The organism is Roseburia sp. AM23-20 (assembly GCF_003470905.1).
GTDB classification, from domain to species: domain Bacteria; phylum Bacillota; class Clostridia; order Lachnospirales; family Lachnospiraceae; genus Roseburia; species Roseburia rectibacter.
This window is the reverse complement of sequence record NZ_QRHS01000023.1, coordinates 38,825-65,525: the sequence shown is the minus strand read 5'-3', so window position 1 is coordinate 65,525 and position 26,701 is coordinate 38,825. Positions and strand designations below refer to the sequence as shown.

The window sequence follows — 26,701 nt, the reverse complement described above, 5'->3', positions numbered from 1 at the left end:
GGTGAGGACTGTACAATGGCACTGATCTACGGATTGAACCGCGTGATTATGGAGAGTCGGCGCAATAATGGACTGTATGATGACGAGATAGACGAAGATGAGGAGGAAGAGGACGATGGAGAATATGAAGATTAATGTTCTCGGAACAGAATACAAAATTGAGACACACAAAGTATCAGAGGATAAGTATCTGGAAGAAAATAGCTTAGCCGGTTATTGTGGCGAAGAGAGCAAATTGATTGTTGTTGCGGATATGTCAGAAGAAAAATACTTTGACCTGAGTGAAGAAGAACAGAAGTCATACAGGAAAAAGACGTTGCGCCATGAAATTGTGCATGCATTTTTGAACGAGAGTGGATTATCAGATTCTTCAAACCAGTATAATGGCGGTTGGGCAAAAAATGAGGAAATGGTTGATTGGCTTGCTATTCAGTGGCACAAGATAGATGAAGTATATAAACAGCTTGGCATTTAAGGCGGTGACATATGAACATATTCACACGAGTAAAGGAGTTTTTCATGAATCTATTCAAAACAAGTGCAGAGAAAGAATTTGGTGTTGATATTATATCCTCTGATCTGATGGAGATGGCACAGATCGAGTGGCAGAACATCATTAAGGGTAGACCGTACTGGATGAGCAAGAACGTGCGCACAATCAATTTTGCAAAGTTTCTCTGCTATTACACCAGCAAAAAGACCTGTCTGGATCTCAATGTGACAATCAGCGGTAGTGACAGGGCGGATTATATCAATCAGTGCATTGGTGCAATGATCCAGAAGTCCATCCGGGATAAGGTAGAGGATGCCTGCGGAGCGGCCGGCATTATTCTTAAGCCGAGCGGCACATATAATCCGGCGGGTGCAATCGACTATGTAATGCCAGGCAGCTTTGCAGTGACAGAGAAGAACAGCAACGGGGATATCCTTGGGGTTATATTTATTGACCGGCGGATCAAGGGAGATAATTACTATACCAGATTGGAGTATCAGCACTTTACATCTTCAATCTCTGACGATGGAGAAGGAGTTGGAAGAACATACACCATTGAGAATAAGGCTTTCAGATCAAAGGGCAGCGACAGTCTGGGGCGCAGTATTGCACTGGCAGATGTACCGGAGTGGAAGAATATACCGGAATCAGTCACAATCTCCAATGTGGAAAAGCCATTGTTTGGGTATTTCAAGATGCCGTATAACAACACCATTGACTATACATCACCGGAGGGGGTGGCAGTATTTGCGAATTGTATCGAGGAACTGCGCAATCTGGATGTAGCTTGGAGCAGGAAAGATGATGAAGTCGATGATTCGCAGCATATTACATTTATTGATGAAAATGCATTGATGAAACGCGATAAGAATACTGGAGATAAGGAAAGACTTGAACTTCCAAGATTTGTAAAGGGATTGAGGATGGGGGTTGAAGCTTCTAATACGGTTAATGAACATGTGCCAACACTGTTGACAGAACAGAGAGTTGCAGATATTAATTCCATTTTATCTATGATATCAACCAAGGCAGGATTCTCACAGGGGCAGTTTGTTCTTGATCGCAAGACAGGGATCACCACAGCAACGGAGATTGAAAGTGACGACAGCGAGACCGTGGAGACCATTACAGATATGAGGAATGCACTGAAATCTGCGATTAAGGATCTGGTATATGCACTGGACAAATACTGCGATGTATTTTTTAATATGCCGAGCGGGTACGTCAACGCACTGGATGAAAGCGTAGCGGATGAAGATGTATTTTATTTTAAGGATCTGTTAGCATCGTTTGAACAGGATCGAACCAGAGCATATCAGCTTATGATGAACGGTGTATACAGTAAACGAAAATACCTCAAAGAGTATGAGGGATTTAATGATAAAGAGATTGATGAGATGTTTGCGGAGTGTGACGAAGAAAATGCAGGGGAGGACAAAGGTGGACTGTACGGGGAGGAATAAAGATGGTGCTAAAAATAATCATGCTCTTATTTTGTGTTTCATTTATAGAAGAAATGGATAAGGCAAGGAAAAAGAAAAAAATATGTGACACAATTTACTGGGGATTTTTAATGGTAAGTGCGGCGATTGCAGTATGGGGGATGTAAATGAGGTACGACAGGACCGTTGGAAACGTAAATATAAGGCTTGATACAAGCAGAATTGACGGAAATCTTAGACGCGCACAGGATAAACTGGACATGCAGGTCTTGAATGACATGATTCCATATATGCCGTTTCAACAGGGATCTATGGTAGGAAAGACGAATATTATTGAACCTGGATTGATTGAGACGGATGTGTCATATGCGCATTATCAGTATATGGGAGAATTGTATCTGACAGAGGATGGAAGATCATGGGCACACAGCGGAGAAAAGAAATATCCGACTGGCAGACCATTGCACTACGATGCGAACGGGCATCCGGAAGCTACGGATCATTGGTTTGAGAGAGCAAAGGAAACGCATGGTCAGGAATGGGTTGATTTGGTTAAAAGAGAGGTAGGAAGAAGATAATGTTAACGCCGGATTATTTTTACGGAAAATCAGATAAACTGATAGAAATGTATCAGGAACTGGAAGATTGGATTATCAGTGATATAGCAATGCGTTTGATAAAATCCGGGGAAATGTCTGGAACTACTGATCGGGAACTTTGGAAACTCCAGCAGATGGGATTGCATCATACTGAAATTGTAAAAAGAATTTCAAAAATGACAGGAAAGAGCAGGGACGAAGTGCGGCGTTTATTGCGTGATAGTGTTATGACATCATTCTCTGATGATGCAGAGGTTTTAAAACGGCTTGGAGATGTTCAAACACCTTTGCAAAATAATGCAGCCATCATGGCAATGAATGCCGAAATGATGAAAACATTCGGAGAATTGAATAACCTTACGCGGACAACTATGTTGCAGACGCAGAGAGATTTACTCAATATGCTGAATGAGGTAGATTATCGTGTGGCATCTGGTATGCAGTCGTATAACAGTGCAATATGTGAAGTGCTTGACAGATATGCACAGAGCGGCGTTGTGATTGATTATCCGACGGGTGCCAGGCGTTCTTTAGAAGCGGCAGTGCGTTGTTGTGTCGTTACTTCTATGAATCAGACGGCTGCTCAGGTAACTAATCAATACATAGTGCAAAAAGGAATAGAGTATGTTCTTGTATCGGCACATATGGGAGCGCGGCATAGCAAAAAGTTCCCGGATGGAATACCATCACACGATCATTGGCAGGGAAAAGTATATAAAATCGTCGGGAGAGATAAAGACACACCAAATCTGTTAGATGCAACCGGATACACCGTAGATCCAAAGACAGGACAGGGAAGAGTTGTAGATCCTCTTGGACTGCATGGATATAATTGCAGGCATTCCCATAAGCCGTGGGATAAGTCTCTGCGAAATCCTTATGTTGATGCAGATGGAAATCCTAAAATTAATGTGCACGAGAGCCAGGAATTGTATGAGAAACAACAGCAGCAGAGATCAATGGAGCGTGCTATTCGGCAGACCAAGCGCGAATTGCTGGCAAAACAGGCAGAGTTAAGCGACATAGCAGAGACTGATGTAAAAGATATGTTGCAGCCACAATATGATAAACTTGCTTATAAACTGCGGATACAGAATCAACAGTATAAGCAATTCTGTGCGGATAATGGATTGCAGACACAGGCTGATAGAATCAAGGTGGCAGGGTTTAAGCGGGCGCAGTCGGCAAAGGCAAACGGCAGGGCGACGGCTTATAGCAATGCAGAATATAGCGAGTATAAGAATAATCTTGGAAAAAATATGGTAAGTAAAGAAGAATTTTCAAGAATTATGAATGACAAATCAGAAAAGAAATTGTTTAAACATTATACTGATTCTGTTAAAAATGGAGACGTGTCACCTCTTACGGATTATGACATATATCAGAAAATTGCAACGGAGTTGCGTGAAAAATGTATTGGACTAAAAACTTCGAATGGTATAGAATTAAAGGAGATTAGCTTACATAGTATAGATAGAGTGATAGGATCCGTGGAAAAGAGAAGAAGTGGCGTAACGATAGATGGTATAGTAGAAGCTCTTACATCTCCAGATGCTAAGATTATGGATCCGATATATAATAAAACAAAAACAAAAGTGAGTCAAAAATTTATCTACAAGACCACAGAAGTGTCTGTTAATCCAATCGACCATATTTTGATCCAAGCAAATCCACATCATAGGGAGCGAGAATAATGTTTATTGATGAAAACGATATAAAAGTATTAGAAGATGATTATATTCCAAATATCAGAATGCTTATGAAAGATAAAAGTGTGAGTGATGTCTTAGATATGATAGACAATATAATAATAGAAGATATTTTGGATAACGACAATGAACCAAGTGAAGTCGGAAGAAAGTTACAACTGATCTATGACAGAATTCAAAGAGATAATGAGTAAGATTTTTATTTTGGCACAAATTATATCCCAATATGAGTTATTATAATATTGCCAGATGGGTTTCACTTATTCATTCTGAGCCTCCTTTCATGTAATACAGCACATGGCACCTTGAAATACAGGTGCTTTTTGTGCGCTTAAAAAATGGCACAAATCTTTTTCAATCTCATGATACAATTAAGGCATGAGGTAAAAGATATGGAAAACATAGAGAAAATGATCGACGAAAAAAAGAAACAGATGGCGGAGTCATTGAAAAAAGGAAATTCGGTAGAAATCCATGCTTCTAAAGACGGAATCAAGGTATATGAGGTAAGGAAAAAGAAAGTTTGATAATTGGCGCATAGAAATGGCTATGTGTAACAGCTAAAAGGAGCTGACTTCTTGGAAAAATCTAAGAGGTTGGCTCTTTTTGTTTTTGGGAAATAGTTCAACAGGAAGAATAAAAACAAAAGATGTGGGTTCAAATCCCGCTTTCCCGACTGCCAGCTATGGATCAAATAGCAACTCATTCGTGCCGGGCTGACCGGATTAACAACTTTTAAGAAAGAGAGGAACTCGTAAATGAATATTATCGACAAATTGAAAACTCTTGGCGTTGAGGTTACGCCAGAGATCGAAAAGGCTTTTCCTGGGGAATTTGTATCGGATCTGGAAGTACAGAAGAAAAACGAAAAGATTATAACCTTGGAAAATGAGAAAAAAGAGCTTGAAACCAAACAGGAGAACCTTGAAAAGGAACTGCAGACCCTGAAAGATGCCGCCCCGGATGCTGATGCGCTGAATCAGAAAATTGCTGATTTGACCGCGACGCTCGAGAATGAGCGTAAGGAACGCAAGGAAAAGGATGAGGTTGCAAGACTCGACAGCCTTGTGACAGATTTCTTTGCAGATAAGCATTTTGTTAATGCTATTACAGCGGATGCAATCAAGAAACAGCTTGTTGAAACCCTTAATTCGGATGAAGCGAGAGGAAAGAGCGTTTCTGATCTGTTCGATGCAATCGTAAAGGATGAGAAGGGCAATTACAAGCCGGATATCCTCATTGACGACAAAACATTCCAGGCGCAGCAGAAGCGTAGCCAGATTGTCGGGAATAACATCAACCAGCCAGACGGAGCAAAACTGTCTACGGCTGAACTTATGAAAATGAAAAATCAGAACCCGGATATGGATATCACACCATATCTGAGACGAGGAAAGGAGAAATAATAAATGGCATTATTTGACTTAGTAAATTTTAATGGCGAAGTATTCGATGCTGCTGTGCGTGAGACACCGAACCTTCGTCTGAATGAATTGCTTCATTGTGGCGCTATTGTGGAGCGCGGGGAGTATGCTTCCATGCTGCCGGATCAGAAGGGCGGTAATTTTATCACAACTCTGATCAAAGAGCGTTTGTCCGGAAAGACCGTGAACTATGACGGTAAGACAAACATTACGGCAGAGGAGCGCGGAAACTATTCTATGGGGCGTATCGTTGTTGGACGTGCGCAGGGATGGACGGAAAAGGACTTTGTTTCCGACATTTCCGGTGACGATTATTCTGCAGCAGCGGGAGAGGTTGCAGAATTCTGGGATGATGTAGACCAGGATACGCTTCTTAGCATCCTTAAAGGCGTGTTCTCTATGGCTACCGGAGAGGGAAAGAACTTTGTAACAAAGCACACCTACGACATTTCCGCAAATGAGGACGGTACTTTTGGTGCCACAACACTCAACACCGGTATGCAGGCAGCGCTTGGTGATAAGAAAGCAAACTTTGCGCTTGTTATTATGCATTCCCGCACCGCCACTATTTTGGAGAACCTTAATCTCTTAGAGTATATGAAGTACACAGACGGAAACGGAATCGAAAGAAACCTTCCGCTGGCAACCTTAAACGGCAGAATCGTGCTTGTAGACGATACTATGCCGACAGAGGAAGTCAAAGAATCTTCTCCGGGCAAAGGAGACGGATATACAAAATATACTACCTATGTTCTTGGAAACGGGGCAATTGAGTTTACAAACTGTGGTGTAAAGGTTCCATCCGAGATGGATCGTGATCCGGCAAAAAACGGTGGAGAAACAACTCTGTATACAAGACAGAGAAAAGTGTTCGCCCCATACGGCATTTCTTGGAAGAATACAAGCATCGTATCTCCAACAGCTGATGAACTGGAAACAGGAACAAACTGGGAGATTGCGCACAACAATTCTTCTGATAAGAATGCTACTTATCCTATCAAGGCGATCAATATTATGAGAATCATCACCAGAGGGTAGCAGGAAGGGGATTTCTGATGGGATATACCACATTTGATTTCTATAAAGAAAAATACTATGGGGATTCTATCGAGGAATCCCTTTTCCCAAAGTGGGAAGATCGTGCATCTAACAAGTTGAATCAGTTGACCTACGGGCATATTGATGATGCTGCCAAGGAAGAATTTGACGAGAAAATCCAGAAAGCCACCTGTGCATTGGCTGATCTGCTCTATCAGATAGATTTCAAGACCAGTCATGCCAGTGACGAAAAGGGCGGCAATGTGAAGTCAATGTCCTCTGGCGGTCGGTCGATCAGCTTTGGAAGTAATGAAACACTTATTGATAAGGTGATTGGGGATAAGGTAGCGCAGAGCCGGTTGTGTTATGACACGGTATGTGAATACCTGTCCGGCACCGGATTATTGTATGCGGGGGTGTGATGATGCTTTTGAAAAGATTATTCTGCAAACACAAGATGATGCCGTATGGATATGTTGATGTGCATATTGGTGGAAATCATTACCAGCGCAAACATATTTGGAAGTGCGTTAAATGCGGTAAGGAGCGTGGCTTGTAATGGGATTCTTTGATAACAAGACTGTCACACTATTCAATCGCTCATTCAACGCGGAAACCGAAGAGGAAACATATTATCCGACCCTGCTCGAGGGTGTAGACCTTGTGGAAACCAAGGGAGCAAATGTCTCCAAGAGCGGCATGGACAGCGCGGATGCAGTGAAACTGTATGTTGATTTTGGCAATATTGCCAAACCATACCTCCCCCCGAAAGAGTGGGAAAACATGCCGGACAAATGCAAGCAGTACTTTTTGACATTTAATCCGGCACAGGATTTCTTTATCAAGGGGGATCATACGGGTACAATACTGCCGAAAAATGATGCCTATCAATGGCTGCTCGATCACTGTGACGATTGCTACAAGGTAACAACGATTGATAAATACGAGGATATTTTACCTCATTTTGAAGTAGGAGGCGTATAAATGGCAGAGCCAGAAAAACTTACAATACAGGATGCAGAGAACGCACAGAAAGGCATTCTTGCACTTGCTCTGGCATATCCGGACTATCCAAAGCTGTTTAAGGCTGACAATACGACGATAAGATGGAACTCCATCAAGGCGGATAGATCCATTGGATTATTCCCCATACAGGGTGCGGTATATCTGAAAAAGTATGTCAGTGGCAGCTATGTGGCGCAGATGCCTTTTCAGATACTTTATAAGTGCTCACCGACTACCAACAGGGCGAGCATTGAAGCACAGGAGATGTTGAATAACCTTGCGGCATGGATGGAAGAGAGCGGAATTGAGTTTAAAGATCCACATCTGACATTACAGTCAATTACGAGGACATCCCCGGTATATGGTGGCGAGCAGGATGAAAAAACGGTTGTGTATGCCATTAATATACAGCTGAAGTATTTTTATAAAAAATAACAGGAGGAAGATACATGAAAACGAATTTACAGTTTTTCGCAGAAGATCGTACCAACATGGTGTCATTACTTGATATTGGTACTCTCATCGGCAGCACAGCCAAGATCGTAGAGATGGGCGATGGCTACAAAGAGATCACAGAGGACTGGGGACCGAATACAGAGTCAACCCAGTACGTCAACATGAAAAACGCAAATAACACGGTAAAGGGATATGAGTTTTCGACAACACCGGAGCGTGATTATATGTCTGATGATATGCAGACTGCAATCGACACGATGTTCAAAATGTTCCCGACTGGAAAGCAGTGTGAGACATATTATTACAGATATTACAAAACAGACATTACAAAAAATACAGGCGATTGCATCCGAGTCCCGGTTACGGTATGCCCGTCAAGCACAGGCGGCTCCGGCGGCGATACGCTGACATCTTCGATTCAGATCAACGGAAATGGTGCGGTAGAACTTGGAACGATCACGATCGCCGGTGATGGCACATTTACATGGGCGGCGAAAGCGTCCGGTACATCAGGAAAATAATAAACGGTGTTAATCAAAAATTAGCATAATCGGGTGGGTTCCTTTAAGTCCTGCCCGATTTCTGAAAGGATGGTAATTCCATGGAAGAATTAGTATTAGACAGTGGTGTCAGAAAAATCGCAATTAAAAATGAGGACGGGGATGTCATTACCGTGTTGAGTATCAATGTCGCAGATGCCGACACAGCCGAGCGATTCGGACAGGTCATCAACAAACTGGAAAGAATCTCCGAGAACTGTGAGAAAGAGGCGGCAGCATGGAAGAAAGAACATGCACAGGATGAGGTAGATTCTGACAACGTTGATGTTGAGTCGGTTTTACAGGCAAACAGAATCCGGGTGAAGTACCTGAAACAGATTGCAGCAGAGATCGACGGTCTGTTCGGGGAAGACACAGTAAAAAACGTGTATGGAGATTTCACGCCGGATGAGACGGCACTGGTGGAATTTGTTGAGAAGATTATTCCGGTCATGAATAAACTCTTCGGCAAGCGTTACGAGATGACCAGAAAACGCTATAACTCCGGCAGAAAAGGAGCACGGGCATGATTAACGTCATGCTCGATCCGCTGCCTGAGGAATGGAACGGGTACAAGGTCAATGCGTCATTTCGTATCGGCATACAGGTATTCCTTGTGCAGTATGACAAAGAACTGAATGAGTATGAGAAGAGTGATGCGCTGATCTATCTGCTGTTCGATGAACGGGAGCACCCGGACGGGGATGATCTTCGCCAGTGTGTGGAGTGGTTTCTAAATGGCTGGTTCCATGACAAACCAGGATCATCAAAAGATAACCGCAGACTGGTAGATTACGACATTGACCAGTGGCGTATTTATGCAGATTTCCGGCAGATATATGGGATCGATCTCTCCTTGGATGATATGCACTGGTGGATGTTCAATGGTCTGCTCTGGAATATGCCTTATAAACAGTCATCATTCCAACAGGTTATAGAAATCCGCAGGAAGAAAATCACATCCAAGATGGGAAAAGAAGAGAGACAGGCGATCAAGGAAGCACAGGAAATGTATGCATTAGAGCAGCCGGAAGAAAAGAAAGAGTATACCGAGGATGAGAAAACAAAGATTGACAAATACGATCAGATGATGGCAGAGATCAGAGCAAAGAAGAAAGCAGAAAAGGAACTTGGATTAGTTTAGGGAGTGAGGATTGCATATGGCTGATGGATATGATGGAGAAATCAGAATAAGGACATTAATTGAAAATGGAGATGCATCCAGCAGCCTGTTGCAGTTGGAGTCACGGTTTCAGAAACTGACGCGGGAATCACAGCGTCTTACCGATCAGATGCGGCAGATGGAGCGGCAGAAGATTCCAACAGACCAGTATAAGGATTTGCAGAATACTTTTGATTCGCTTGTCGCAAATGGACGTCAGTTATCGGAGAAATTAAAAAACACAGAAAAATATGTTCCAACGAGAGCGTATAAAGAAGCAGAGGCGGCACTTGACCGCGTCAGTGGCAGACAAGCGCAATTAAATCATCGGATGCAGGAATGGGTGGCACTTGGGCGTAATACAGATTCTGTTTCGTATAGAAAAATGCAAATGGAAATGGCTGATTGCGAAAGGGAGTCAGACAGACTTATAGATGCTTTAAACCGGATGGAAGAAGCTGGGCAGGATCGCCAAATAAATGATAAATGGAAAGATTTGAAAAATCAGATGCGACAGGTAGGACAGGAAGCCGCACAGATACACGCTGAAATGATGCGTATGGAAAATGAAAATGCAGCTTATATTGATCCACGAAATACAGAAGAGTATCAGCGTCTGGCGACAAGATTGCGTGAGGTAAATGAACAATTAGATATCATGAACCAGAGAATGCGCGAGGTTGTGGATCGTGAGGGTGAAATGGACACAAGTGCCGGAGGGCGTTTTGGGAATATCCAGGGTGCCGTGCAGCAGGTAAATAGGGCAATCGAGAAATTTATAAAACGTGTAAAGAAAATTGCATTGACTATATTAGTGTTTCAATTTGTATCAAAGGCATTTCGAACAATGATCGAAGGGATTAAAACAGGTATTCAGAATTATGCAAGATATTCTGAACAGTTTAACCAGAAGATGTCAGAAATGAAATCAGCTACGCTGAATTTAAAAAATTCTATTGGAGCTGCGGCGATACCGATTGTTAATGCGTTAGCTCCAGCATTAACAGTTTTATGTAGTTGGCTGACGAAGGCGATAAATCTTTTTAATAAGTTTATATCTGCATTATCAGGGAAGAAAACGTGGACTCGAGCGAAAGAACAACAGGTAGATTATGCAGCGTCTCTTGATAATACCGCCAATGCTGCAAAAAAAGCAAAGGGAGCATTGCAGGGATTTGATGAATTAAATGTGATTAACTCTAATGATTCCGGCAGCAGTGGAGGTGGTTCTGGCGGCTCCGGTGTGGGAATTGATTATGAGGAGGTTCCACTGACTGAAAAGGATTTTGCGTGGATTGAAAAAATAAAGAAAATTTTTGAATCCATACTACCTGTCGTGGTAGCGATCGGAGCGGCATTATTAGCATGGAAGATTGCAACTTTCCTTTCAGATTTGATAAAAGTACATCCTATCCTTGGAAAAATATTATCTGTATTGGCAATTATTGTTGGGGTGGCATTGGCAATTTACAGCTATTTGCATATGTGGAATGAAGGCGTCGATTGGCAGGGATTAATAGGCTACATTGTTGGAGTATCGCTTGCTTTTGGCGGTTTGTATGCGCTGTTCAGCCCTCTTGTTGCTGGTATATTTTTGATTATAGCATCTGCGGCGGGACTTATATTAGCGCTTAAGGATATCAGTGAAAATGGATTGAATGCAAAAAACGCATCGTTATTATTGGTATCTGCAATAGGATTGATAGCTGGAACGTTTTTGGCACTCGGAACAACTGCAGGTGCAATTATGATGATTTTAACAGGTGGTATTCTTACGGCAATTAGTTTTGTTGATATGTTAAATAATGGATTTAGCTGGATGAAAGAAATTCTTATGCTGATTGGCATTGCATTGATGGCGGTAGGAGCGATTATACTGGGTGCGCCTGTACTGGTTACGGCAATTATAGCAGCAATTGTAGCAGTAGTACTTACTTTGGTGGTTGTTATAAAAGAACACTGGGAAGAAATAAAAGAATGGTTTTCAAAAGTTGGTGATTGGGTCAAAGAACATATTGTAGATCCGGTCAAAGAAAAATTTTCAGAATTATGGACGGCAATTTGTGACATATGGGGCAACGTATCAGATTGGGTTAAAGAACATATCGTTGATCCGGTTAAAGAAAAAGTCACAGAATTATGGACGGCAATCAGTAATATATGGGGCACAGTATCGGAATGGTTTAGTGAACATGTTATTGAGCCGATTGTTACATTTTTTGAAGGCTTAAAGAAGAGAGTGGGACAGATTTTCGAGGGTTTGTGGATTATTATACAGGCTATTTGGATTATCGTATCAGGTTGGTTTAATGAACATGTTATTGAACCGGTAGTGGCATTTTTCAAAGATTTATGGGAAAAAGTTTCTACATTTTTCAAACAACTTTGGGAAGATATAAAAGCGGTATGGAACACGGTATCGGAATGGTTTAGCGAACATGTTACTCAACCAGTAGTTACATTCTTTAAGGGAGTATGGGATCAGGTATCTGGATTTTTTAAACGACTTTGGGAAGATATAAAAACAGTGTGGAGTGCAGTATCGGCATGGTTCAATGTAACAGTAATAGATCCTGTGAAAAACGCGTGGAAAACAGCAACAGAAGCAATCGGCGGATTTTTCAAATCTCTTTGGGAGGGAATACAAACTGGAGTTGTAAATGCTATGAATGCAGTTATTGGTGGAATAGAGTCTGCTATAAATTTTATTGTTGGCGGTATTAATAACATCCTTGGCGGTTTTAATAAAGTCGTTTCATGGGCTGCTAAAGTAGCCGAGGTAGACTGGGGCGGAGTTGATCTGGTTCCGACAGTAACACTTCCGAGAGTACATCTTGCCAACGGCGGCATCACAACTGGAAGAACATTCGCAGAAATCGGAGAAGCCGGACGCGAAGCAGTACTTCCGCTCGAAAATAATCTTTCTTACATGAAGCCGCTTGCAGAAATGATCGCAAGTGAGATGAAAGGCGTGCAGACGGTGCGGATCGTAGCGGACGAAGGAAAGATTTTCAAAATTGTAAAGGAAGAGGCAAACGACTATTACCGGAGAACCGGAAGTCCGGCATTTGACTTTTAGGAGAGGAGCGTATAAATGGCATACAGCGGATTTTTAATAAAAGTAGGCAATTACACAGTTCCTTTCCGGTATATAGAGACAAAGAAGTATAAATGTGGGATCAAGGGGCAGGATCTTAATTCTTATCGGGATGCGAACGGAGTATTACACCGGGAGGCATTGAGCAATGTCTCAATTAAAACAGAATGGGAAACACCGGGAGATATAGACGAAGCTGTATTGCGTCCACTGATGGATAATATCAGATCCCAATATTCCAATACAACCGAAAAGAAAGCACTTGTTACCGCATGGATGCCAGAAATCGGTAATTATGTAACGATGTACTGTTATATGCCTGACGTGGAGTATCAGATAGATTATGCAGATGAATGGACGGTCCAGTATGGATCATTCCGGCTGGCATTTATCGGATATGGAGGTGTAGTTGGATGATTGATTTTAAATATGCTGATTTATTTAAACAGAATAGCGTTGATGTCCAGCTTGAAATTATTTCCGATGATGAGAAAATCCATATCACAAATACGGAATTTCATGAGGAAGAGTTTGAATTAACAGAAAGCCTGTGTTCACAGTCTGAATTGACTTTTGGTGCTGTCGAAGCCGGATCTGTAAAATTTAAGGTATCAAATATTTTTCTTCCAATGAAAGGGAGATGGATGACCGTCAAGATGATAATTGGCGGGCACACAGATCAACCCTTTTTGATAGGAAGATTCAAAGGTTATTCCGATACACCGACTGCTGACAGAAAATACCGAGATGTAGTGGCATATGATGCCCTTTATGACATTTTAAATGCAGATGTGGCAGCATGGTATAACACTGTCTTTCCATCCCATAAAGAGCAGCAGAAAGATAAAGATGGAAAAACTACGACTGTTACAGTTTATGATCCGGTCACAATGAAGCAATTCCGGGACAGCTTTTTTAAGCACTTCGGGATTGAGCAGGCTGACATTGATCTTATCAATGACAACATGTCTATTGAAAAAACAGTTGCGGTCACGCCATCCAGTGAGACAAGTTCTGATACAGAGGAATCGAGCACCATAGGCGAATCCGTGAGCGGCAAGGAAGTGTTGTCCTGCATTTGTGAGATCAATGGCTGCATGGGGCACATGGGGCGTGACGGGAAGTTTCATTATATATATCTGGAGCAGAATATACAGGGACTTTATCCGAGAAACGATCTTTATCCGGCAGATGATTTGTTCCCAAGAGATCCGAAAAGCAACCGTATCGGGAAGGATTTATATATAACGGCTGAGTATGAAGATTTTCTTGTTAAAACAATCAATAAGTTACAGATCCGGGAGCAGAAGAATGATATCGGCGTGATTGTGGGTACGGGAGACAATGCTTATGTGATCGAGGATAATTTTTTTGTCTATGGCAAAGGCACAAAAGAACTGAATGGCATTGCAAAAAATATCCTTTCCAAGATCAGAGGGATTGTTTACCGCCCGTTTACAGCGGACTGCAAAGGAAATCCGTGTCTTGAGGTCGGGGATGCAGTGCGGCTGCCGACCAGATATGAACTGATTGAGTCCTATATTCTGAAAAGAACCCTGAAAGGTATACAGGCTTTGCGTGATGATTTGGAAGCGGGTGGGGAAGAGTACCGGACAAACGGGGCGAACGGAATACAGAAAAGTATTTTAAAGCTCAAAGGCAAGAGCAATGTGTTGGAGCGAACCATTGAAAAGACACAGAGTACGATAACTGATGTTGAGAAGGGATTGCAGTCACAGATCACGCAGACCGCAACCGAAATTCGCACAGAAGTTAAAAATACAACGGATGGTTTATCATCGAGAATCACGCAAAATGCGAGCAGTATTACAGCAGAAGTCAAAAGGGCACAGGGGCAGGAAGTTGAACTTGCGGCAGCCATTAAAATTAATGCAGACAATATCACAGCAGAAGTTACCAGGGCGAGTAAAACAGAAGGCGAGTTATCCAGTAAAATAGAAGTAACTGCAACGCAGATTCGTTCGGAAGTCACGGCTTCCCTAAAAGCATGGGATATTGAAGAATATGATGTTACATATTATGGTTTCGGAAATCCCCAAAAAACTTATCCGGCATCGTCACACTACAATGGATGCAGTTTTTTGAATCAGGAAAATGGATACTTTTATGGCTGCGAACCGGACGGTGGAATAAGCAGTGGTAAGTATAAGTGGACATTACTAAAGAAATTTAAACAGCTTGCATCAAATATGTCCAGTGCGATTACACAGACCGCAACGGAGATCAGTTCTAAAGTTACAAGGGAGAGCGTTGTTTCAGAAATCAACCAGTCAGCCGAGGGCATCAAAATCAAAGCAAAACTGCTTGAATTAAAAGGTTCTATGGAAATGACCGGGGGATATATGCATATTCAAACGGAAGAGTCTGTAGAAAACCTTATTGAATTTAAACGCAGTGGAACACTTGTACAGATGGGAACGGATGGATTTCGAACAGTGGAAGGAACGCTTGAAAGTCCAAACCATCAATGTGTCGTTCAATATAATCATATCTCACTAAATAAAGGCGGAACAGACACGGACCACTGCATGATTAATCTGGATGGGGATACCGGTGTTGCTGGATTTAGAGGGGGCGTGATTGACGGCTCAGATAAAAGAATGAAAAATACAATTTCAGACTTGGACAAAAAACGATCATCGGAGTTTATTTATTCTTTAAGTGCAAAATCGTATCGTTATAATTTCGAAAAAGATGGGTTCCATCATGGATTTATTGCACAGGATGTTTTGAAAAAAGCGGAAAAAGGGTGGAATATTTGTCCAAAAACGTTTTCAGACAGCAATGGGAAAAAGTATTACGGACTGAAATATACGGAACTGATTGCTGATCTGGTTGCAACAGTGCAATTACAGCATGAAGAAATAAAAGAATTGAAGGAAACGGTAGGTATTCTATGATAAATGCAAAAATTCGTGAATTTGAAAACGATATTATAAATTATGTAAATTTGTGCGGGGATGTCCCAATCGAAGCTAAGTACCTGGTGTTTAAGGATATTCTGAATCAGATCAAGGAAGAAGCAAACCGACAGGTTACAGTAGAGCGGGAACAAATGAAGCTTGCAAAGGAAAGGGAGAGTGAGGATCATGAATAAAGCGCATATTGATATTAATTGGGAGAATTACCCGAGTGATGAAACACCGCTTAATGAAAGAAACCTCAATAAAATGGATGGCTCGATTGATATCATTGATGATCGTGTAATCACTCTTGATACCACGAAAGCCACAAAAGCAGAGGTAGCAACTCTTGTTGCGGATGTGACCTTTAAGGAATCGACGGGAATTATCACAATCACGAAAAAGAACGGTTCCAAAGTTATGATCGATACGCAGATGGAGAAGATCGCGATCAACTTCGATTATAACCCGACTACACAGCAGATTATTTTGACTCTGATCGATGGTACGAAGCAGTACATAGACCTGTCGGCACTGATTACACAGTATGAGTTCTTTGATTCTGATACGGTAGCTTTTTATATTGACAAAGACGGAAAGGTATCAGCTATTGTCAAAGAGGGAAGCATTGAGGAAAAGCATTTAGAGCCTAACTATCTTGCGAAAATCAAAGTGGAAGTGGCAAAGGCAGAGTCAAGCCAGCAGGCAGCGGCAATGTCTGAAATAAACGCCAAAGCAAGTGAGAATGCCGCAAAAGCCAGTGAAACAGCGGCAAAAACATCCGAAACCAATGCCAAAGCGTCAGAGACAGCAGCGGCGAAGTCAGCCACGGCGGCAGCAATATCCGAGACTAACGCAAAAGCCAGTGAGACATCCGCCAGTCAGTCTGCAGCCACAGCCACAAGTGAAGCGGTATCTGCCAGCCAGTCCGCCAGAACCGCCATAGATAAAGCCACAATCGCAACGCAGAAAGCAACAGAGATCATCGGTAAAGCCGAATCTGCAGCAGATAGTGCAACCAAAGCACAGAGTTATGCTGTTGGTGGTACAGGAAGCAGAGAGGGCGAGGATTCTGACAATGCCAAGTATTACTATCAGCAGGCAAAAGATGTATCAGAAGGACTTAAAGGTGGATTGCAGCCACACGGAACAGTTGCATTTGCAGATCTTCCGGCACTTGCGGATGTTAGCACAGGGTGGATGTTCAATATTTCAGACGAATTTACAACCACGGATGATTTTAAAGAGGGAGCCGGGAATGTAATTCCGGCAGGTGCCAATATTTATAAAACATCAGATGAAAAGTGGGACGTGCTTGCCGGAACTCCAGTTACCGGAATCAAAGGTGTAAATGAAGATTCTTTCCGCAGGGGCAATGTAGAACTCACAGCAGAAAACGTCGGTGCAGTGGCAACTGGTGGAGATACAGCAGAGAATACAGCAACTTTTACGAGTAGTGATGTGGCAGACGGATCATCGTCAGCATGGACGAATGTATCGAAATTATCAAGTGGCGAAAAACACTCTTCAATTTTTGCGAAGGTGTCACAGATGTTCAAGAATGTGCGGTATCTCTATAAAATGCTTGGAACAACGGATATTTCTAAGATTGGGAATGGGACATGCACGGGAGCGATATCATCGTTAAACAGCAGTTTAACAAATAAGCATTACATTAGAATTGAAAAAAGTGATTGGTCCGGAACCTTAGGGGACTTCATACCGCTACAGGATTCCACTGAAAAAGTAATTAATCTGATCGCACATAATGAACTTGACGACACCTATCCTGCTGTACGTGTTGGTCGGGCTGATGCAGATCACGATGGTAATGATATTCCGACCACATATTTAAAGAAATCCGACGCCAAAACCATGTTCAATACCGGATACCGTCAGGTAAGCAGTAACGAATTTAATAAATACTTCTCCGATACATGGAGTTATGCAGGCGCAGACGGATTATCTATTGATTCCGGAACGTGGCTGGTAAATTATTACTGTTGGGTTTCTGAAAGTTCTGCCGTGGATGTTATATCATTAAAAAGTACCGTCGATCAGGCGATTGGAATCACCGCCCCAAATAACGGAAACGGTGGCACGTGGCTGACCATGCATGAAATAATATCCGGCAAGGCAGTTAACAACTTAAAGTTTTTGATAAAAGTGCCAAAAGCGGTGACGTTCGGGCAGATCAGTACAAAGATAACTGCTATAAAACTGTGTTAAATATTAAATATATAAAACGCAGACCTTAATTCTTATTGTCTGATAAGCTTGTGAAAAAACGTAAAATGAATATGGGACGTTATAATAAGTTGCTGAACCGACTATAACACCTATGTTATCTGAACCATTGCCAGCCATGGAGGCATCGTTGTGTGGACCGCCGCAGATAAAACCGCCAAGAATTGTGTGCCCCTGTGCTATTAAATTATCAATTTCAGTGGTTTTTTCGCCGACATATCCCCAATAGGTATATTTTGGGAAAAATGCTTTGCTTTCATTGGTAGTAACGCCTTCGAACTCTATAACAATGGATTTCACCTTGTTTTTTTTAATAATATTATCAACCTCTGTCTGTGTATAATATTTCTTTAAACTGCTGTTTTACGAACAAAGCGGACAACTTGGCACAAAAGAAAAACTATGTAGAAATATAATAAAATCAAGAGCCTAAGAGCCGATTACATGACCATGTGTTGTGTAGCCGGCTCTTTTAAATAACAAGCCTTCGGGCAGAAAGAGAGGAAAAAAGAAAATGGAATCAATTATAACCGCATTAATCACAGGGGGGCTTGCACTGATTGGCACTGCACTGACAGTCAGTAGCAGTCAAAAAAAGACTGAACACAAACTGGAAACCGCACAGGCGGTCACAGATTGCAAGATTGAAGAGCTGACACGCGAGGTAAGATTACATAACAACTTCGCACAGCGCGTTCCAGTAATGGAAGAACAGATCAGGGTAATTAACCACAGAATAGCAGATTTAGAGGAGGAGTGATATTATGGCAGATTTAGGATTTTTAACAGAATTTATGGTGCCGGTAATAGTAGGGATTTGCCTTTGCGTCGGCTATGTAATTAAGAAATGGATTAAGGACGTTGATAACAAGTGGATTCCTACTGTATGCGCCGTTTTGGGCGTTATATTAGCAATTTGGATGAATGGATGGAGCGTTTCTCCATCAATCATTTTAAGCGGCTTATTCAGTGGATTAGCAAGCACCGGTTTACATCAGTTATTCAAACAGTATTTAGAGAAAGGCGGTAAAACAGAATGAGAGATATTAAAGCATTACACCCGGATTTACAGGAGAAAATCACACTTTTACAGAAGAAATGTGCGGCTGCCGGAATTACGATCGGCATTGGAGAATGTTTGAGGACGAAAGCAGAGCAGGATGCTTTATATGCAAAGGGCAGGACAAAGCCGGGAAAGATCGTCACAAATGCCAAAGGATTCAGTTACAGTTCCATGCACCAGTGGGGCGTAGCCTTTGATTTCTACTTGAAAATGGATGTGGACGGGGACGGTAAAACTTCGGATGATGCATTTAATAATTCTACCGGATTATATAATAAGGTAGGAAAAATCGGGCAGAGCATCGGCTTAGAGTGGGGCGGATCATGGAAATCCATTAAGGACAGACCACATTTCCAGTTACCAAACTGGGGAAGCACTCCGACAAAGTTGAAAAAAATGTACGGCACACCGGAGAAATTCATGGCTGTCTGGAAAAAGAGTGGACAGGCTGCCACAGCCACCAAGACGGAATATAAAGCCGGGAACTGGTACCGTGTGAAAGAAGCTGTCCCGGTCTGCAACGGTTATTACGGCGAGCACGGCAAGTATATTTACTTATCCAACCAGATCAAGACATCCTGTGACAATAAGAATGGTATCGGGTACTTGCACAATGGTGCCGACATTAAGCCGGTAGAGGTCAGAAAGTTCGATGACGGATCCGTGTGGTTCAAGCTGGACGCCACGATCGCATGTCTAGCTGTGGGCGTGGATGGAAAAGTTTATATTGGATGATGAGAGTGAGCCGATGCATATAAAATTGTACCGGCTCATAGTGCTTTTTAATCAGGCTTAATTCTTAACGGTTAGCAACAAATTAGTAACAGTTCGCTCAAAAGTACCAAAAAATCAAGGAAATTCTTACTTATTTATTAATATTTGCTTAAAATCCCTTATAAACTATATTCAAAAGGAAAATTGTGCTACAATACCAATGATGGCAGTTTATGTGAAGAACTGCCCCCAAAAGAGGAAAAATAAGAGGATGGGAGGCAAAATGTTATGATAAAAAAGAAACTGGAATGGTTAAAGCGCGGTCTGTGCATCACATTGGCGGGTGCTATGATCATCTGTTCCGATACCATGACATTTGCGGCAGAAGCTACAAACGGACAGGTAGTAGGGCAGGCAGAGGATACAGAAAATGAGACCGGAGTTTTAGCAGATGAGCAGTCAGAGCAGACAAAAGAAAATGGTGAACAGGAGAATCCATCTGAGGTAACAGGACAGACCGAGGTTACGGAAGCAACTGAAACTGAGGAGACAACCGAAGTTACGGAGACAACCGAAGCGACAGAGGTAACCGAGGCTACGGAGACAACTGAAGCGACAGAGACGACCGAAGTTACGGAAGCAACTGAGACGGCTGAAGAGACAGAAGCTACCGAGGAAACAGAGATTAAAGAAGCAGCGGCAAACGGAGTTATTATCAGTAAAAAAGACAGATATGAAGTTGTCAGTGCCGGAGAGACGGTTGCACTTCCGGGATATTCGTTTGAGACAACAGGAGATAACGAGCCGGAGGTCGAGTGGCTGATCGATGACAACAGTGTAGCGGCACTTACCACATCGATGGTAAATGGAAAGCTTACAGGACAGGTAAAGACGCTTACAGCAGGTGTCGCAGTCCTCACACTGCAGGTAAAGGACAATCCAAGTGACAAGGATACATATTATGTTGTTGTAAAACCGGAAAAGGCACCTGCAAACTGCACCGCTGAGACTACATATAATACGGTAAGTCTGAACTGGGCAAAGGCAGCAGATGCAGATGGTTATACCATCACACGAAAAGTGGAAGGCGCAGATACAGAGCAGACGATCGCACATGTGGATGGCGTGGATGCAGTATCATATAAAGATACGGGAGTACAGACGGGGAACATTTATATTTATCATGTATACGCATATACGAAATACACAAACAACGGACAACAGGATTATGCCAATACGGATACATATGCAACCATAAAAGCAGCACCACAGCTTGGAAAAGCTGCATTGACATCGGTTACAGCGGAAGGCTACAGCAGCCTGACACTGAAATGGGAAGAAGTGGATGGTGCAACCGGATATATCGTATATCGTTCCACAGATAAGTCAAAAGTGGATACGCAGATCATGGATATCACGAATGGAGCAGTAAGTTATGTGGATACAGCACTGACAGCCGGAAACACTTATTATTATAAAGTACAGCCATATTGTGTGGTCAATGGTAAAAAGGTTTATGGCGATGCATCCGGTATCCTTTCCGGAAAACCGCTTCCGTCAGCAACAAAACTGACTGCAGAATCAGCAGGTTATAAAGAAGTAAATCTGACATGGAGTGCAGTGGATGGGGTGACAGGTTATGAAGTTTACAGAAAAACGTCATCATCTTCCTACAAAAAGATCGCAACTGTAGCAGGCGAAAAGACAGGTTACAGTGATACAAAGGTTACAGCAGGTACAGCTTATACATACAAAGTAAGAGCATATAAAACGGTTAATGGAAGTCAGGTATATGGAGATTATTCCAATGAATCGACAGCAACCCCTGCTTTAGAGGCACCACAGATCGCACTTAAAAATGCGTCTTACAACAGTGTGACGATCACATGGAACCAGATCAGTGGTGCACATGGTTATAAAATATATCGTTCTACCAAAAAGGACAGCGGATACAGAAAAGTTAAGACTGTCAATGATAAGACAACACTTACTTATACCGATAAAAAATTATCCGTAGGAAAAAAATATTACTACAAAGTCTGTGCATTCCGTACGGTTGGAGATAAGGATGTAGCAGGAAAATATTCTGATGTACAGACGATCAAAGCAGCACCGGAAGCAGTAACATTAAAATCAGAAGCAGCAGGTGCAACAGCGGTCAAACTGACCTGGAATAAAGTTAACATGCCATCGACCGGTGGCGGATATGCTGTATATCAGATCGTAAACGGTGCTGACCAGCTGCTGAAACGGTGCAGTACAAAGAGCACTTCCTATACGGTGACAGGACTTACACCTGGTCAGAAGTACACGTTTAAAGTAGTTTCTTTTGCAAAAGATAAAAATGGAAAAAGAGCATATGGTGGAACTTCAAATGAGCTTACCGCAACACCAAAACTTCTTCCGGTAACGATCGATACGATCAAAGCCGGCAAATATAACAGCGTTGTATTGACATGGAATGTGACTTCTGCCGGGGATGAGGACGGATACCTTGTTTATCGTTCAACTTCCAAAAAAGGAAAATATAAGCAGATCGGAAACGTAAAAAGAAAGAGAGGAGCCATGACCGGATCTTATACAGACAAGACTGTCAAGATCGGTAAAAAATATTATTATAAGGTAGTGACCTATAAAAATATTGCAGGTGGCAAAGTGCTTCGCTCCTCTTATTCGCCTGCAAAAGGAATTACAGCTTCACCGAGTGTCACAACTGTAAAAATTAAATCAGCAGGAAATGAAAGCCTGAAAGTTACATGGAAAAAGGTAAAAGCATCCAAAAACAGCTATGTAAAGGGATATGCAATTTACCGCAGTACTTCCGAAAATGGAAAATACAGAAAGATCAAAACCATCAATAAGGGAACGACGACCTCGTATGTAGATAAAGGACTTGTAACCGGTAATACTTATTACTATAAAGTCCGCACATTCTGTACATCCGGCAGAAAGACAATCTACAGTGATTATTCAGAGCCGGCGTCCATGCAGGTGCTTCCGGGAAAACCATCCATTCAGGTAGTTGCGGCAAATTATAACACCATTACGGTCTCTTGGAAGAAAGTAGAAGGGTGTGATGGATATCGTGTATATCGTGCAACAGAGAAAGATGGAAAATATAAATCAGTCAAAACCTGTTCTTCCGTTAATACGCTTTCTTATAAGAACAGTAAGTTAAAGACAGGAAAGACCTATTATTATAAAGTAAGAGCTTATGTGAATAAAAATGGAAAGAAACTATATGGCGATTACTCTGCCGTAAAACAGGCAACACCGGTACTTACAAAACCGACTGGACTGTATGCAGCCTCAATTGCAGAAAACCAGATCAAACTGACATGGAATGCGGTAGATGGTGCAGAAACCTATACGGTACTTAGAAGTACTTCTGAGAATGGAACATACAAGATTGCTACTGAACTTTGTACGACAAACTCTTTTGTTGATTATACCGCTGTAACAGGAAAAACTTATTACTATAAGATATATGCGGTTCGTGGAGCATATGTCAGTGCGACAACGGATTGTGTAAGTGTTATTTCATCAGCACTTGAGGTGAGCACAACGAGTGTGCTGATCAAGACAGGAACGAGTGTGAAAGTAACGGCAACAGCAAAACCATACGGTGTGGTATACTGGACTTCATCTAACTCCACGATTGCAGTTGTTTCTTCTGACGGAACAATTTATGGTTTAAAGGCAGGAACAACGACTGTAAAGGCGTCCGCAAACGGAATCACAAAAGAGATCACAGTAACAGTCAAAGATAAACTTGATACGGAAAACAAGATCATCGATATCTCCAGTGATAACGGTACGGTAGATTTTAATGCCATTAAGGCATCTGGATATGAATGTGTAATGCTCCGTATTTCCAAAGGAACAACAGCAGATGCAAAGTTCCAGACGAATTATAATAATGCAAAAGCAGCAGGTCTTAAAGTTGGTGTATACTGCTATTCCGTGGCGCAGAATGCAGCTCAGGCAAAGAGTGAGGGCGATAAAGTATTAAATATCCTGAATGCACAGAAGCTTGATTATCCGGTTGTGTATGTACTGGATGATATGTCACTGTTATACAACAATGTAACAGCAACGCAGAGAATTGATTTTATCAATGCATTTAAGACGGAGATCATTGATGGCGGTAAACAGTATAAGTTTGCACTTGGAATCAACCAGAAACTTTTACAGCAGTATCCTGGCAAGTATGTGGATACCAGCAAACTTACAGGAACAGATCTGTGGATCATCAATTACCGTGCAGAAAGCCTTGGAAGCGGCTATCAGGGCAAAGGAAATGTTGCAATGTGGAGATATACAAATCAGGGTACGGTAAATGGTGTAAACGGCAAGGTAAATATCAGTATCCGGTATAAGACCTATTAATAAAAATCTTAGGATACTGTTAATCCGCAGGAATGAGGACAGCTATGAAAAGTTATGCAAAGAAAATCATGACAAGACTGGCAGCAGGGGCGATGGCGCTCCTGCTTGCTGTCGGTACGGCTGCAACAGATATGTCTGTGTATGCAGCAGAAACAAAGACACAGGAAAGCATGGCAGAGAAAAGAAAAATCACAGGTTTTGCAGACCTGGCGGACAATCCGAAAGAAATCCGCATGACGGGCAAGATCAGCCTGGAACGTCTGCTGGCTAAAATGCCACAGAGCATTGATGTGTATCTGGATGGCGGAAAGGATGCCACAAGCATTCCGGTAACCTGGCACTGTGTCGGAGATTATGATAATACAAATTATTTTGTCTATGAATTTGATCCGGGATGGGATACAGAGCAATATTCCCTTGGAGCAGGACTGAAAAGGAAAATACCGTATATCAATGTGATCATTTCTGGTACAGGCTTATACAAAGGTGCTGGTATTTCGCAGAGTGAGAAAAAATCCAACGAGAAAAAAGTATATAATTTTGCAAAAAAGAAGCTGAAATTAAATACGGCAGCAGCCTGTGGCGTGCTTTCGAATATTGAGAGTGAATCATCTTTTAATCCGACCGCAAGTGTCATCGATACCAATGGCAAGATCAGTTATGGTATCTGCCAGTGGAATGCATCAAGATTTGATGATCTTAAGAATTACTGCAGCAGTAATGGCTATGATTATACTTCTATCGAGGGTCAGCTTAAGTTTTTAAAATATGAGCTGGAGCATTCGGAAAGCAGTGCATTTTCCAAAATTAAAAATGTGGAAAACACTGCAGACGGAGCCTATACGGCAGGATATAACTGGGCACGTTATTTTGAGCGCTGTGCCAGTGTATATTTTGAAGGACGTGCAAAACGTGCGAGAGATGTCTATTGGGCGAAATATAGCAGCGACAGTCCGGATGACCCGGATGATCCGGATAACCCGGACAATCCGGTAAATAAAAAATATACAATTAAATATGTACTGTATGATGGAGAAAATAACAGTGCAAATCCATCGTCGTATAAGGTTACAACTGAGACGATTACATTGAAGAAACCGACCAAAAAAGGTTATACTTTTGAGGGATGGTATAAGGAGAGCAGCTTTAAGAACCAGATCACAACGATCCCGAAAGGTTCAAAAGGCAATCTTACATTGTATGCAAAATGGAAAGCAAATAAATATACGATCCGTTTTCATGGAAACAAGGCAACCAGTGGCAGTGTAAAAGAAATGAAAAATCTTGAGTATGATATGGACTATACGCTTAACAGCAATAAATTCAAGCGTAAGGGATATAAATTTGTCCGCTGGAGCACAAAAGCAGATGGAAGCGGCAGAAAATACGGCAACAGGGAAGAAATAGAGAATCTTTCCTCAAAGAATGGTGCGGTCGTTGATCTGTATGCACAGTGGTCAAGAGATACTTACAAGATTACTTACAAGGCAAACGGTGGAGAACTTGCTGACGGAACAGTAAAGAAATACAATGTAGATACTAAGACATTCAAATTAAAAACACCGGTCAGATACGGTTATACATTCAAAGGCTGGTATAAAGACAAAAAATGCACCAGACGTGTGACACAGGTGAAAAAAGGTACCATTGGAAATCTTACATTCTATGCAAAATGGCAGATTAACAAATATAAGATCAAATACAATGGCAATGGTGCAACCGGTGGATCCATGAAAAATGTGACTGTCTGTAAATATGGCAGTACATACACACTGGCAAAAAATAAATATAAGCGTACAGGCTATGTGTTTGAAGGCTGGAATACAAAGAAAAACGGTAAAGGTGATTTTTATGAGGACGGAGAGGATATCCGCAATATCACAGCTAAAAACGGCAAAACGATCACTTTGTATGCACAGTGGAGTAAGAAAGCATACTCCATAAAATATGTATCAGGTGGTGGTACTGTTCCTTCCGGCAATCCGACCAGCTATTATTATGATACACCTACTTTTAAGCTGGCAGCAGCCACAAAAGAGGGGTATACGTTTCAAGGATGGTATACGGATTCTGCTTATAAAAACAGGATCACAAAGATTACGAAAGGAACCCGCAAAAATTACAAGCTGTATGCAAAATGGAAGATCAATACTTATGACATTGTATTTGATGGAAATGGTGCAACCGCCGGAACGATGAGATCGATCAGTTCCTGCAAATACAATACGACTTATAAACTGCCTGCAAATACATTCCAGAAAAATGGATATCAGTTTATCGGATGGAGTACCAGACCGGATGGCAGTGAGACTTTTTATGGAGATGAGGCATCTGTATCGAATCTTTCACTCACGGACGGCGCAAAGGTAAAACTGTATGCACAGTGGGAAGCATTGTAGG

Annotated in this window: 26 protein-coding genes and 1 tRNA gene; 26 read left to right on the top strand and 1 reads right to left on the bottom strand. The window is 41.9% G+C overall.

Going from position 1 to position 26,701, the window contains the following annotated elements:
- The first annotated feature begins 115 nt into the window (after nt 1–115).
- From DW650_RS15445 to DW650_RS19575, 21 genes are all read left to right on the top strand, one after another.
- Nucleotides 116–475 (top strand): hypothetical protein, encoded by a 360-nt coding sequence (locus DW650_RS15445; protein WP_006857537.1) that lies wholly within the window; start codon nt 116–118, stop codon nt 473–475.
- Nucleotides 476–519: 44 nt separating this feature from the next.
- Nucleotides 520–1,956 (top strand): phage capsid protein, encoded by a 1,437-nt coding sequence (locus DW650_RS15440; RefSeq protein ID WP_243102987.1) that lies wholly within the window; start codon nt 520–522, stop codon nt 1,954–1,956.
- A 2-nt stretch (nt 1,957–1,958) separates the two neighbouring features.
- A complete protein-coding gene (locus DW650_RS19795) occupies nt 1,959–2,102 on the top strand; it encodes a hypothetical protein (RefSeq protein ID WP_006857535.1) in 144 nt (47 codons plus the stop codon).
- On the top strand, nt 2,103–2,513 hold the full coding sequence (locus tag DW650_RS15435; RefSeq protein WP_118210440.1) for a minor capsid protein: 411 nt from the start codon (nt 2,103–2,105) through the stop codon (nt 2,511–2,513). It abuts the gene before it with no gap.
- A complete protein-coding gene (locus DW650_RS15430) occupies nt 2,513–4,228 on the top strand; it encodes a phage minor capsid protein (RefSeq protein ID WP_243102986.1) in 1,716 nt (571 codons plus the stop codon). The genes DW650_RS15435 and DW650_RS15430 overlap by 1 nt, the downstream gene beginning before the upstream one ends.
- A complete protein-coding gene (locus tag DW650_RS15425; RefSeq protein ID WP_118210439.1) occupies nt 4,228–4,437 on the top strand; it encodes a hypothetical protein in 210 nt (69 codons plus the stop codon). The genes DW650_RS15430 and DW650_RS15425 overlap by 1 nt, the downstream gene beginning before the upstream one ends.
- A 198-nt stretch (nt 4,438–4,635) precedes the next feature.
- Nucleotides 4,636–4,770, top strand: a complete 135-nt coding sequence (locus DW650_RS20350) for a hypothetical protein (RefSeq protein ID WP_279216925.1) — start codon at nt 4,636–4,638, stop codon at nt 4,768–4,770.
- 86 nt (nt 4,771–4,856) lie between these two features.
- Nucleotides 4,857–4,919: transfer RNA gene (locus DW650_RS19580), tRNA-OTHER, on the top strand.
- Between the two features lie 82 nt (nt 4,920–5,001).
- Nucleotides 5,002–5,649 (top strand): hypothetical protein, encoded by a 648-nt coding sequence (locus DW650_RS15420; RefSeq protein WP_118210438.1) that lies wholly within the window; start codon nt 5,002–5,004, stop codon nt 5,647–5,649.
- Between the two features lie 3 nt (nt 5,650–5,652).
- Complete coding sequence (locus tag DW650_RS15415; protein WP_118210437.1) at nt 5,653–6,705, top strand: major capsid protein; 1,053 nt, start codon at nt 5,653–5,655, stop codon at nt 6,703–6,705.
- Between the two features lie 17 nt (nt 6,706–6,722).
- The gene (locus DW650_RS15410) at nt 6,723–7,127 is read left to right on the top strand and encodes a hypothetical protein (RefSeq protein ID WP_118210436.1); all 405 of its coding nucleotides are present in this window, start codon (nt 6,723–6,725) and stop codon (nt 7,125–7,127) included.
- Between the two features lie 136 nt (nt 7,128–7,263).
- On the top strand, nt 7,264–7,689 hold the full coding sequence (locus DW650_RS15405; RefSeq protein WP_118210435.1) for a hypothetical protein: 426 nt from the start codon (nt 7,264–7,266) through the stop codon (nt 7,687–7,689).
- Nucleotides 7,690–8,145 carry a hypothetical protein gene (locus DW650_RS15400; protein WP_118210434.1) on the top strand — a complete coding sequence of 152 codons (456 nt, stop codon included), beginning with the start codon at nt 7,690–7,692 and terminating at the stop codon, nt 8,143–8,145. It abuts the gene before it with no gap.
- 14 nt (nt 8,146–8,159) lie between these two features.
- Nucleotides 8,160–8,687 (top strand): hypothetical protein, encoded by a 528-nt coding sequence (locus DW650_RS15395; protein WP_006857527.1) that lies wholly within the window; start codon nt 8,160–8,162, stop codon nt 8,685–8,687.
- An 80-nt stretch (nt 8,688–8,767) separates the two neighbouring features.
- Complete coding sequence (locus tag DW650_RS15390) at nt 8,768–9,235, top strand: RNA polymerase subunit sigma (RefSeq protein ID WP_118210433.1); 468 nt, start codon at nt 8,768–8,770, stop codon at nt 9,233–9,235.
- Entirely contained in the window at nt 9,232–9,849 is a 618-nt protein-coding gene (locus DW650_RS15385) for a Gp15 family bacteriophage protein (protein ID WP_118210432.1), read from the top strand. Before DW650_RS15390 ends, DW650_RS15385 begins: the two co-directional genes overlap by 4 nt.
- A 16-nt stretch (nt 9,850–9,865) precedes the next feature.
- The gene (locus DW650_RS15380) at nt 9,866–12,946 is read left to right on the top strand and encodes a hypothetical protein (protein ID WP_118210431.1); all 3,081 of its coding nucleotides are present in this window, start codon (nt 9,866–9,868) and stop codon (nt 12,944–12,946) included.
- A gap of 15 nt (nt 12,947–12,961) precedes the next feature.
- Complete coding sequence (locus DW650_RS15375; protein WP_118210430.1) at nt 12,962–13,381, top strand: DUF6711 family protein; 420 nt, start codon at nt 12,962–12,964, stop codon at nt 13,379–13,381.
- Nucleotides 13,378–15,885, top strand: a complete 2,508-nt coding sequence (locus DW650_RS15370) for a tail fiber domain-containing protein (protein ID WP_118210429.1) — start codon at nt 13,378–13,380, stop codon at nt 15,883–15,885. Before DW650_RS15375 ends, DW650_RS15370 begins: the two co-directional genes overlap by 4 nt.
- Nucleotides 15,882–16,082 (top strand): hypothetical protein, encoded by a 201-nt coding sequence (locus DW650_RS15365; protein ID WP_118210428.1) that lies wholly within the window; start codon nt 15,882–15,884, stop codon nt 16,080–16,082. The genes DW650_RS15370 and DW650_RS15365 overlap by 4 nt, the downstream gene beginning before the upstream one ends.
- The gene (locus tag DW650_RS19575; RefSeq protein WP_158576231.1) at nt 16,075–18,117 is read left to right on the top strand and encodes a hypothetical protein; all 2,043 of its coding nucleotides are present in this window, start codon (nt 16,075–16,077) and stop codon (nt 18,115–18,117) included. The genes DW650_RS15365 and DW650_RS19575 overlap by 8 nt, the downstream gene beginning before the upstream one ends.
- Before the next feature lie 3 nt (nt 18,118–18,120).
- Here DW650_RS19575 and DW650_RS15350 read toward each other — a convergent pair whose 3' ends face one another.
- Nucleotides 18,121–18,435: a hypothetical protein gene (locus DW650_RS15350; RefSeq protein WP_118210426.1), complete on the bottom strand. Its 315-nt coding sequence runs from the start codon at nt 18,433–18,435 to the stop codon at nt 18,121–18,123.
- 214 nt (nt 18,436–18,649) lie between these two features.
- Between DW650_RS15350 and DW650_RS15345 the strand changes: the two genes are divergently transcribed.
- The 5 genes from DW650_RS15345 (at nt 18,650) to DW650_RS15325 (ending at nt 26,700) form a co-directional block, all read left to right on the top strand.
- Nucleotides 18,650–18,895 (top strand): hypothetical protein, encoded by a 246-nt coding sequence (locus tag DW650_RS15345; protein ID WP_118210425.1) that lies wholly within the window; start codon nt 18,650–18,652, stop codon nt 18,893–18,895.
- 4 nt (nt 18,896–18,899) lie between these two features.
- A complete protein-coding gene (locus DW650_RS15340) occupies nt 18,900–19,175 on the top strand; it encodes a phage holin family protein (protein WP_118210424.1) in 276 nt (91 codons plus the stop codon).
- Nucleotides 19,172–19,933: a M15 family metallopeptidase gene (locus DW650_RS15335; protein ID WP_118210423.1), complete on the top strand. Its 762-nt coding sequence runs from the start codon at nt 19,172–19,174 to the stop codon at nt 19,931–19,933. Before DW650_RS15340 ends, DW650_RS15335 begins: the two co-directional genes overlap by 4 nt.
- Before the next feature lie 267 nt (nt 19,934–20,200).
- Nucleotides 20,201–24,301 (top strand): fibronectin type III domain-containing protein, encoded by a 4,101-nt coding sequence (locus DW650_RS15330; RefSeq protein WP_118210422.1) that lies wholly within the window; start codon nt 20,201–20,203, stop codon nt 24,299–24,301.
- 44 nt (nt 24,302–24,345) lie between these two features.
- Entirely contained in the window at nt 24,346–26,700 is a 2,355-nt protein-coding gene (locus DW650_RS15325) for a phage tail tip lysozyme (RefSeq protein WP_243102985.1), read from the top strand.
- The last annotated feature ends 1 nt before the right edge of the window (nt 26,701 follow it).

What these genes read in the sequence shown, in the direction of transcription:
- DW650_RS15445 (WP_006857537.1), top strand. Translation starts at nt 116, where the DNA reads ATGGAGAATATGAAGATTAATGTTCTCGGAACAGAATACAAAATTGAG.
- DW650_RS15440 (WP_243102987.1), top strand. Translation starts at nt 520, where the DNA reads ATGAATCTATTCAAAACAAGTGCAGAGAAAGAATTTGGTGTTGATATT.
- DW650_RS19795 (WP_006857535.1), top strand. Translation starts at nt 1,959, where the DNA reads ATGGTGCTAAAAATAATCATGCTCTTATTTTGTGTTTCATTTATAGAA.
- DW650_RS15435 (WP_118210440.1), top strand. Translation starts at nt 2,103, where the DNA reads ATGAGGTACGACAGGACCGTTGGAAACGTAAATATAAGGCTTGATACA.
- DW650_RS15430 (WP_243102986.1), top strand. Translation starts at nt 2,513, where the DNA reads ATGTTAACGCCGGATTATTTTTACGGAAAATCAGATAAACTGATAGAA.
- DW650_RS15425 (WP_118210439.1), top strand. Translation starts at nt 4,228, where the DNA reads ATGTTTATTGATGAAAACGATATAAAAGTATTAGAAGATGATTATATT.
- DW650_RS20350 (WP_279216925.1), top strand. Translation starts at nt 4,636, where the DNA reads ATGGAAAACATAGAGAAAATGATCGACGAAAAAAAGAAACAGATGGCG.
- DW650_RS15420 (WP_118210438.1), top strand. Translation starts at nt 5,002, where the DNA reads ATGAATATTATCGACAAATTGAAAACTCTTGGCGTTGAGGTTACGCCA.
- DW650_RS15415 (WP_118210437.1), top strand. Translation starts at nt 5,653, where the DNA reads ATGGCATTATTTGACTTAGTAAATTTTAATGGCGAAGTATTCGATGCT.
- DW650_RS15410 (WP_118210436.1), top strand. Translation starts at nt 6,723, where the DNA reads ATGGGATATACCACATTTGATTTCTATAAAGAAAAATACTATGGGGAT.
- DW650_RS15405 (WP_118210435.1), top strand. Translation starts at nt 7,264, where the DNA reads ATGGGATTCTTTGATAACAAGACTGTCACACTATTCAATCGCTCATTC.
- DW650_RS15400 (WP_118210434.1), top strand. Translation starts at nt 7,690, where the DNA reads ATGGCAGAGCCAGAAAAACTTACAATACAGGATGCAGAGAACGCACAG.
- DW650_RS15395 (WP_006857527.1), top strand. Translation starts at nt 8,160, where the DNA reads ATGAAAACGAATTTACAGTTTTTCGCAGAAGATCGTACCAACATGGTG.
- DW650_RS15390 (WP_118210433.1), top strand. Translation starts at nt 8,768, where the DNA reads ATGGAAGAATTAGTATTAGACAGTGGTGTCAGAAAAATCGCAATTAAA.
- DW650_RS15385 (WP_118210432.1), top strand. Translation starts at nt 9,232, where the DNA reads ATGATTAACGTCATGCTCGATCCGCTGCCTGAGGAATGGAACGGGTAC.
- DW650_RS15380 (WP_118210431.1), top strand. Translation starts at nt 9,866, where the DNA reads ATGGCTGATGGATATGATGGAGAAATCAGAATAAGGACATTAATTGAA.
- DW650_RS15375 (WP_118210430.1), top strand. Translation starts at nt 12,962, where the DNA reads ATGGCATACAGCGGATTTTTAATAAAAGTAGGCAATTACACAGTTCCT.
- DW650_RS15370 (WP_118210429.1), top strand. Translation starts at nt 13,378, where the DNA reads ATGATTGATTTTAAATATGCTGATTTATTTAAACAGAATAGCGTTGAT.
- DW650_RS15365 (WP_118210428.1), top strand. Translation starts at nt 15,882, where the DNA reads ATGATAAATGCAAAAATTCGTGAATTTGAAAACGATATTATAAATTAT.
- DW650_RS19575 (WP_158576231.1), top strand. Translation starts at nt 16,075, where the DNA reads ATGAATAAAGCGCATATTGATATTAATTGGGAGAATTACCCGAGTGAT.
- DW650_RS15345 (WP_118210425.1), top strand. Translation starts at nt 18,650, where the DNA reads ATGGAATCAATTATAACCGCATTAATCACAGGGGGGCTTGCACTGATT.
- DW650_RS15340 (WP_118210424.1), top strand. Translation starts at nt 18,900, where the DNA reads ATGGCAGATTTAGGATTTTTAACAGAATTTATGGTGCCGGTAATAGTA.
- DW650_RS15335 (WP_118210423.1), top strand. Translation starts at nt 19,172, where the DNA reads ATGAGAGATATTAAAGCATTACACCCGGATTTACAGGAGAAAATCACA.
- DW650_RS15330 (WP_118210422.1), top strand. Translation starts at nt 20,201, where the DNA reads ATGATAAAAAAGAAACTGGAATGGTTAAAGCGCGGTCTGTGCATCACA.
- DW650_RS15325 (WP_243102985.1), top strand. Translation starts at nt 24,346, where the DNA reads ATGAAAAGTTATGCAAAGAAAATCATGACAAGACTGGCAGCAGGGGCG.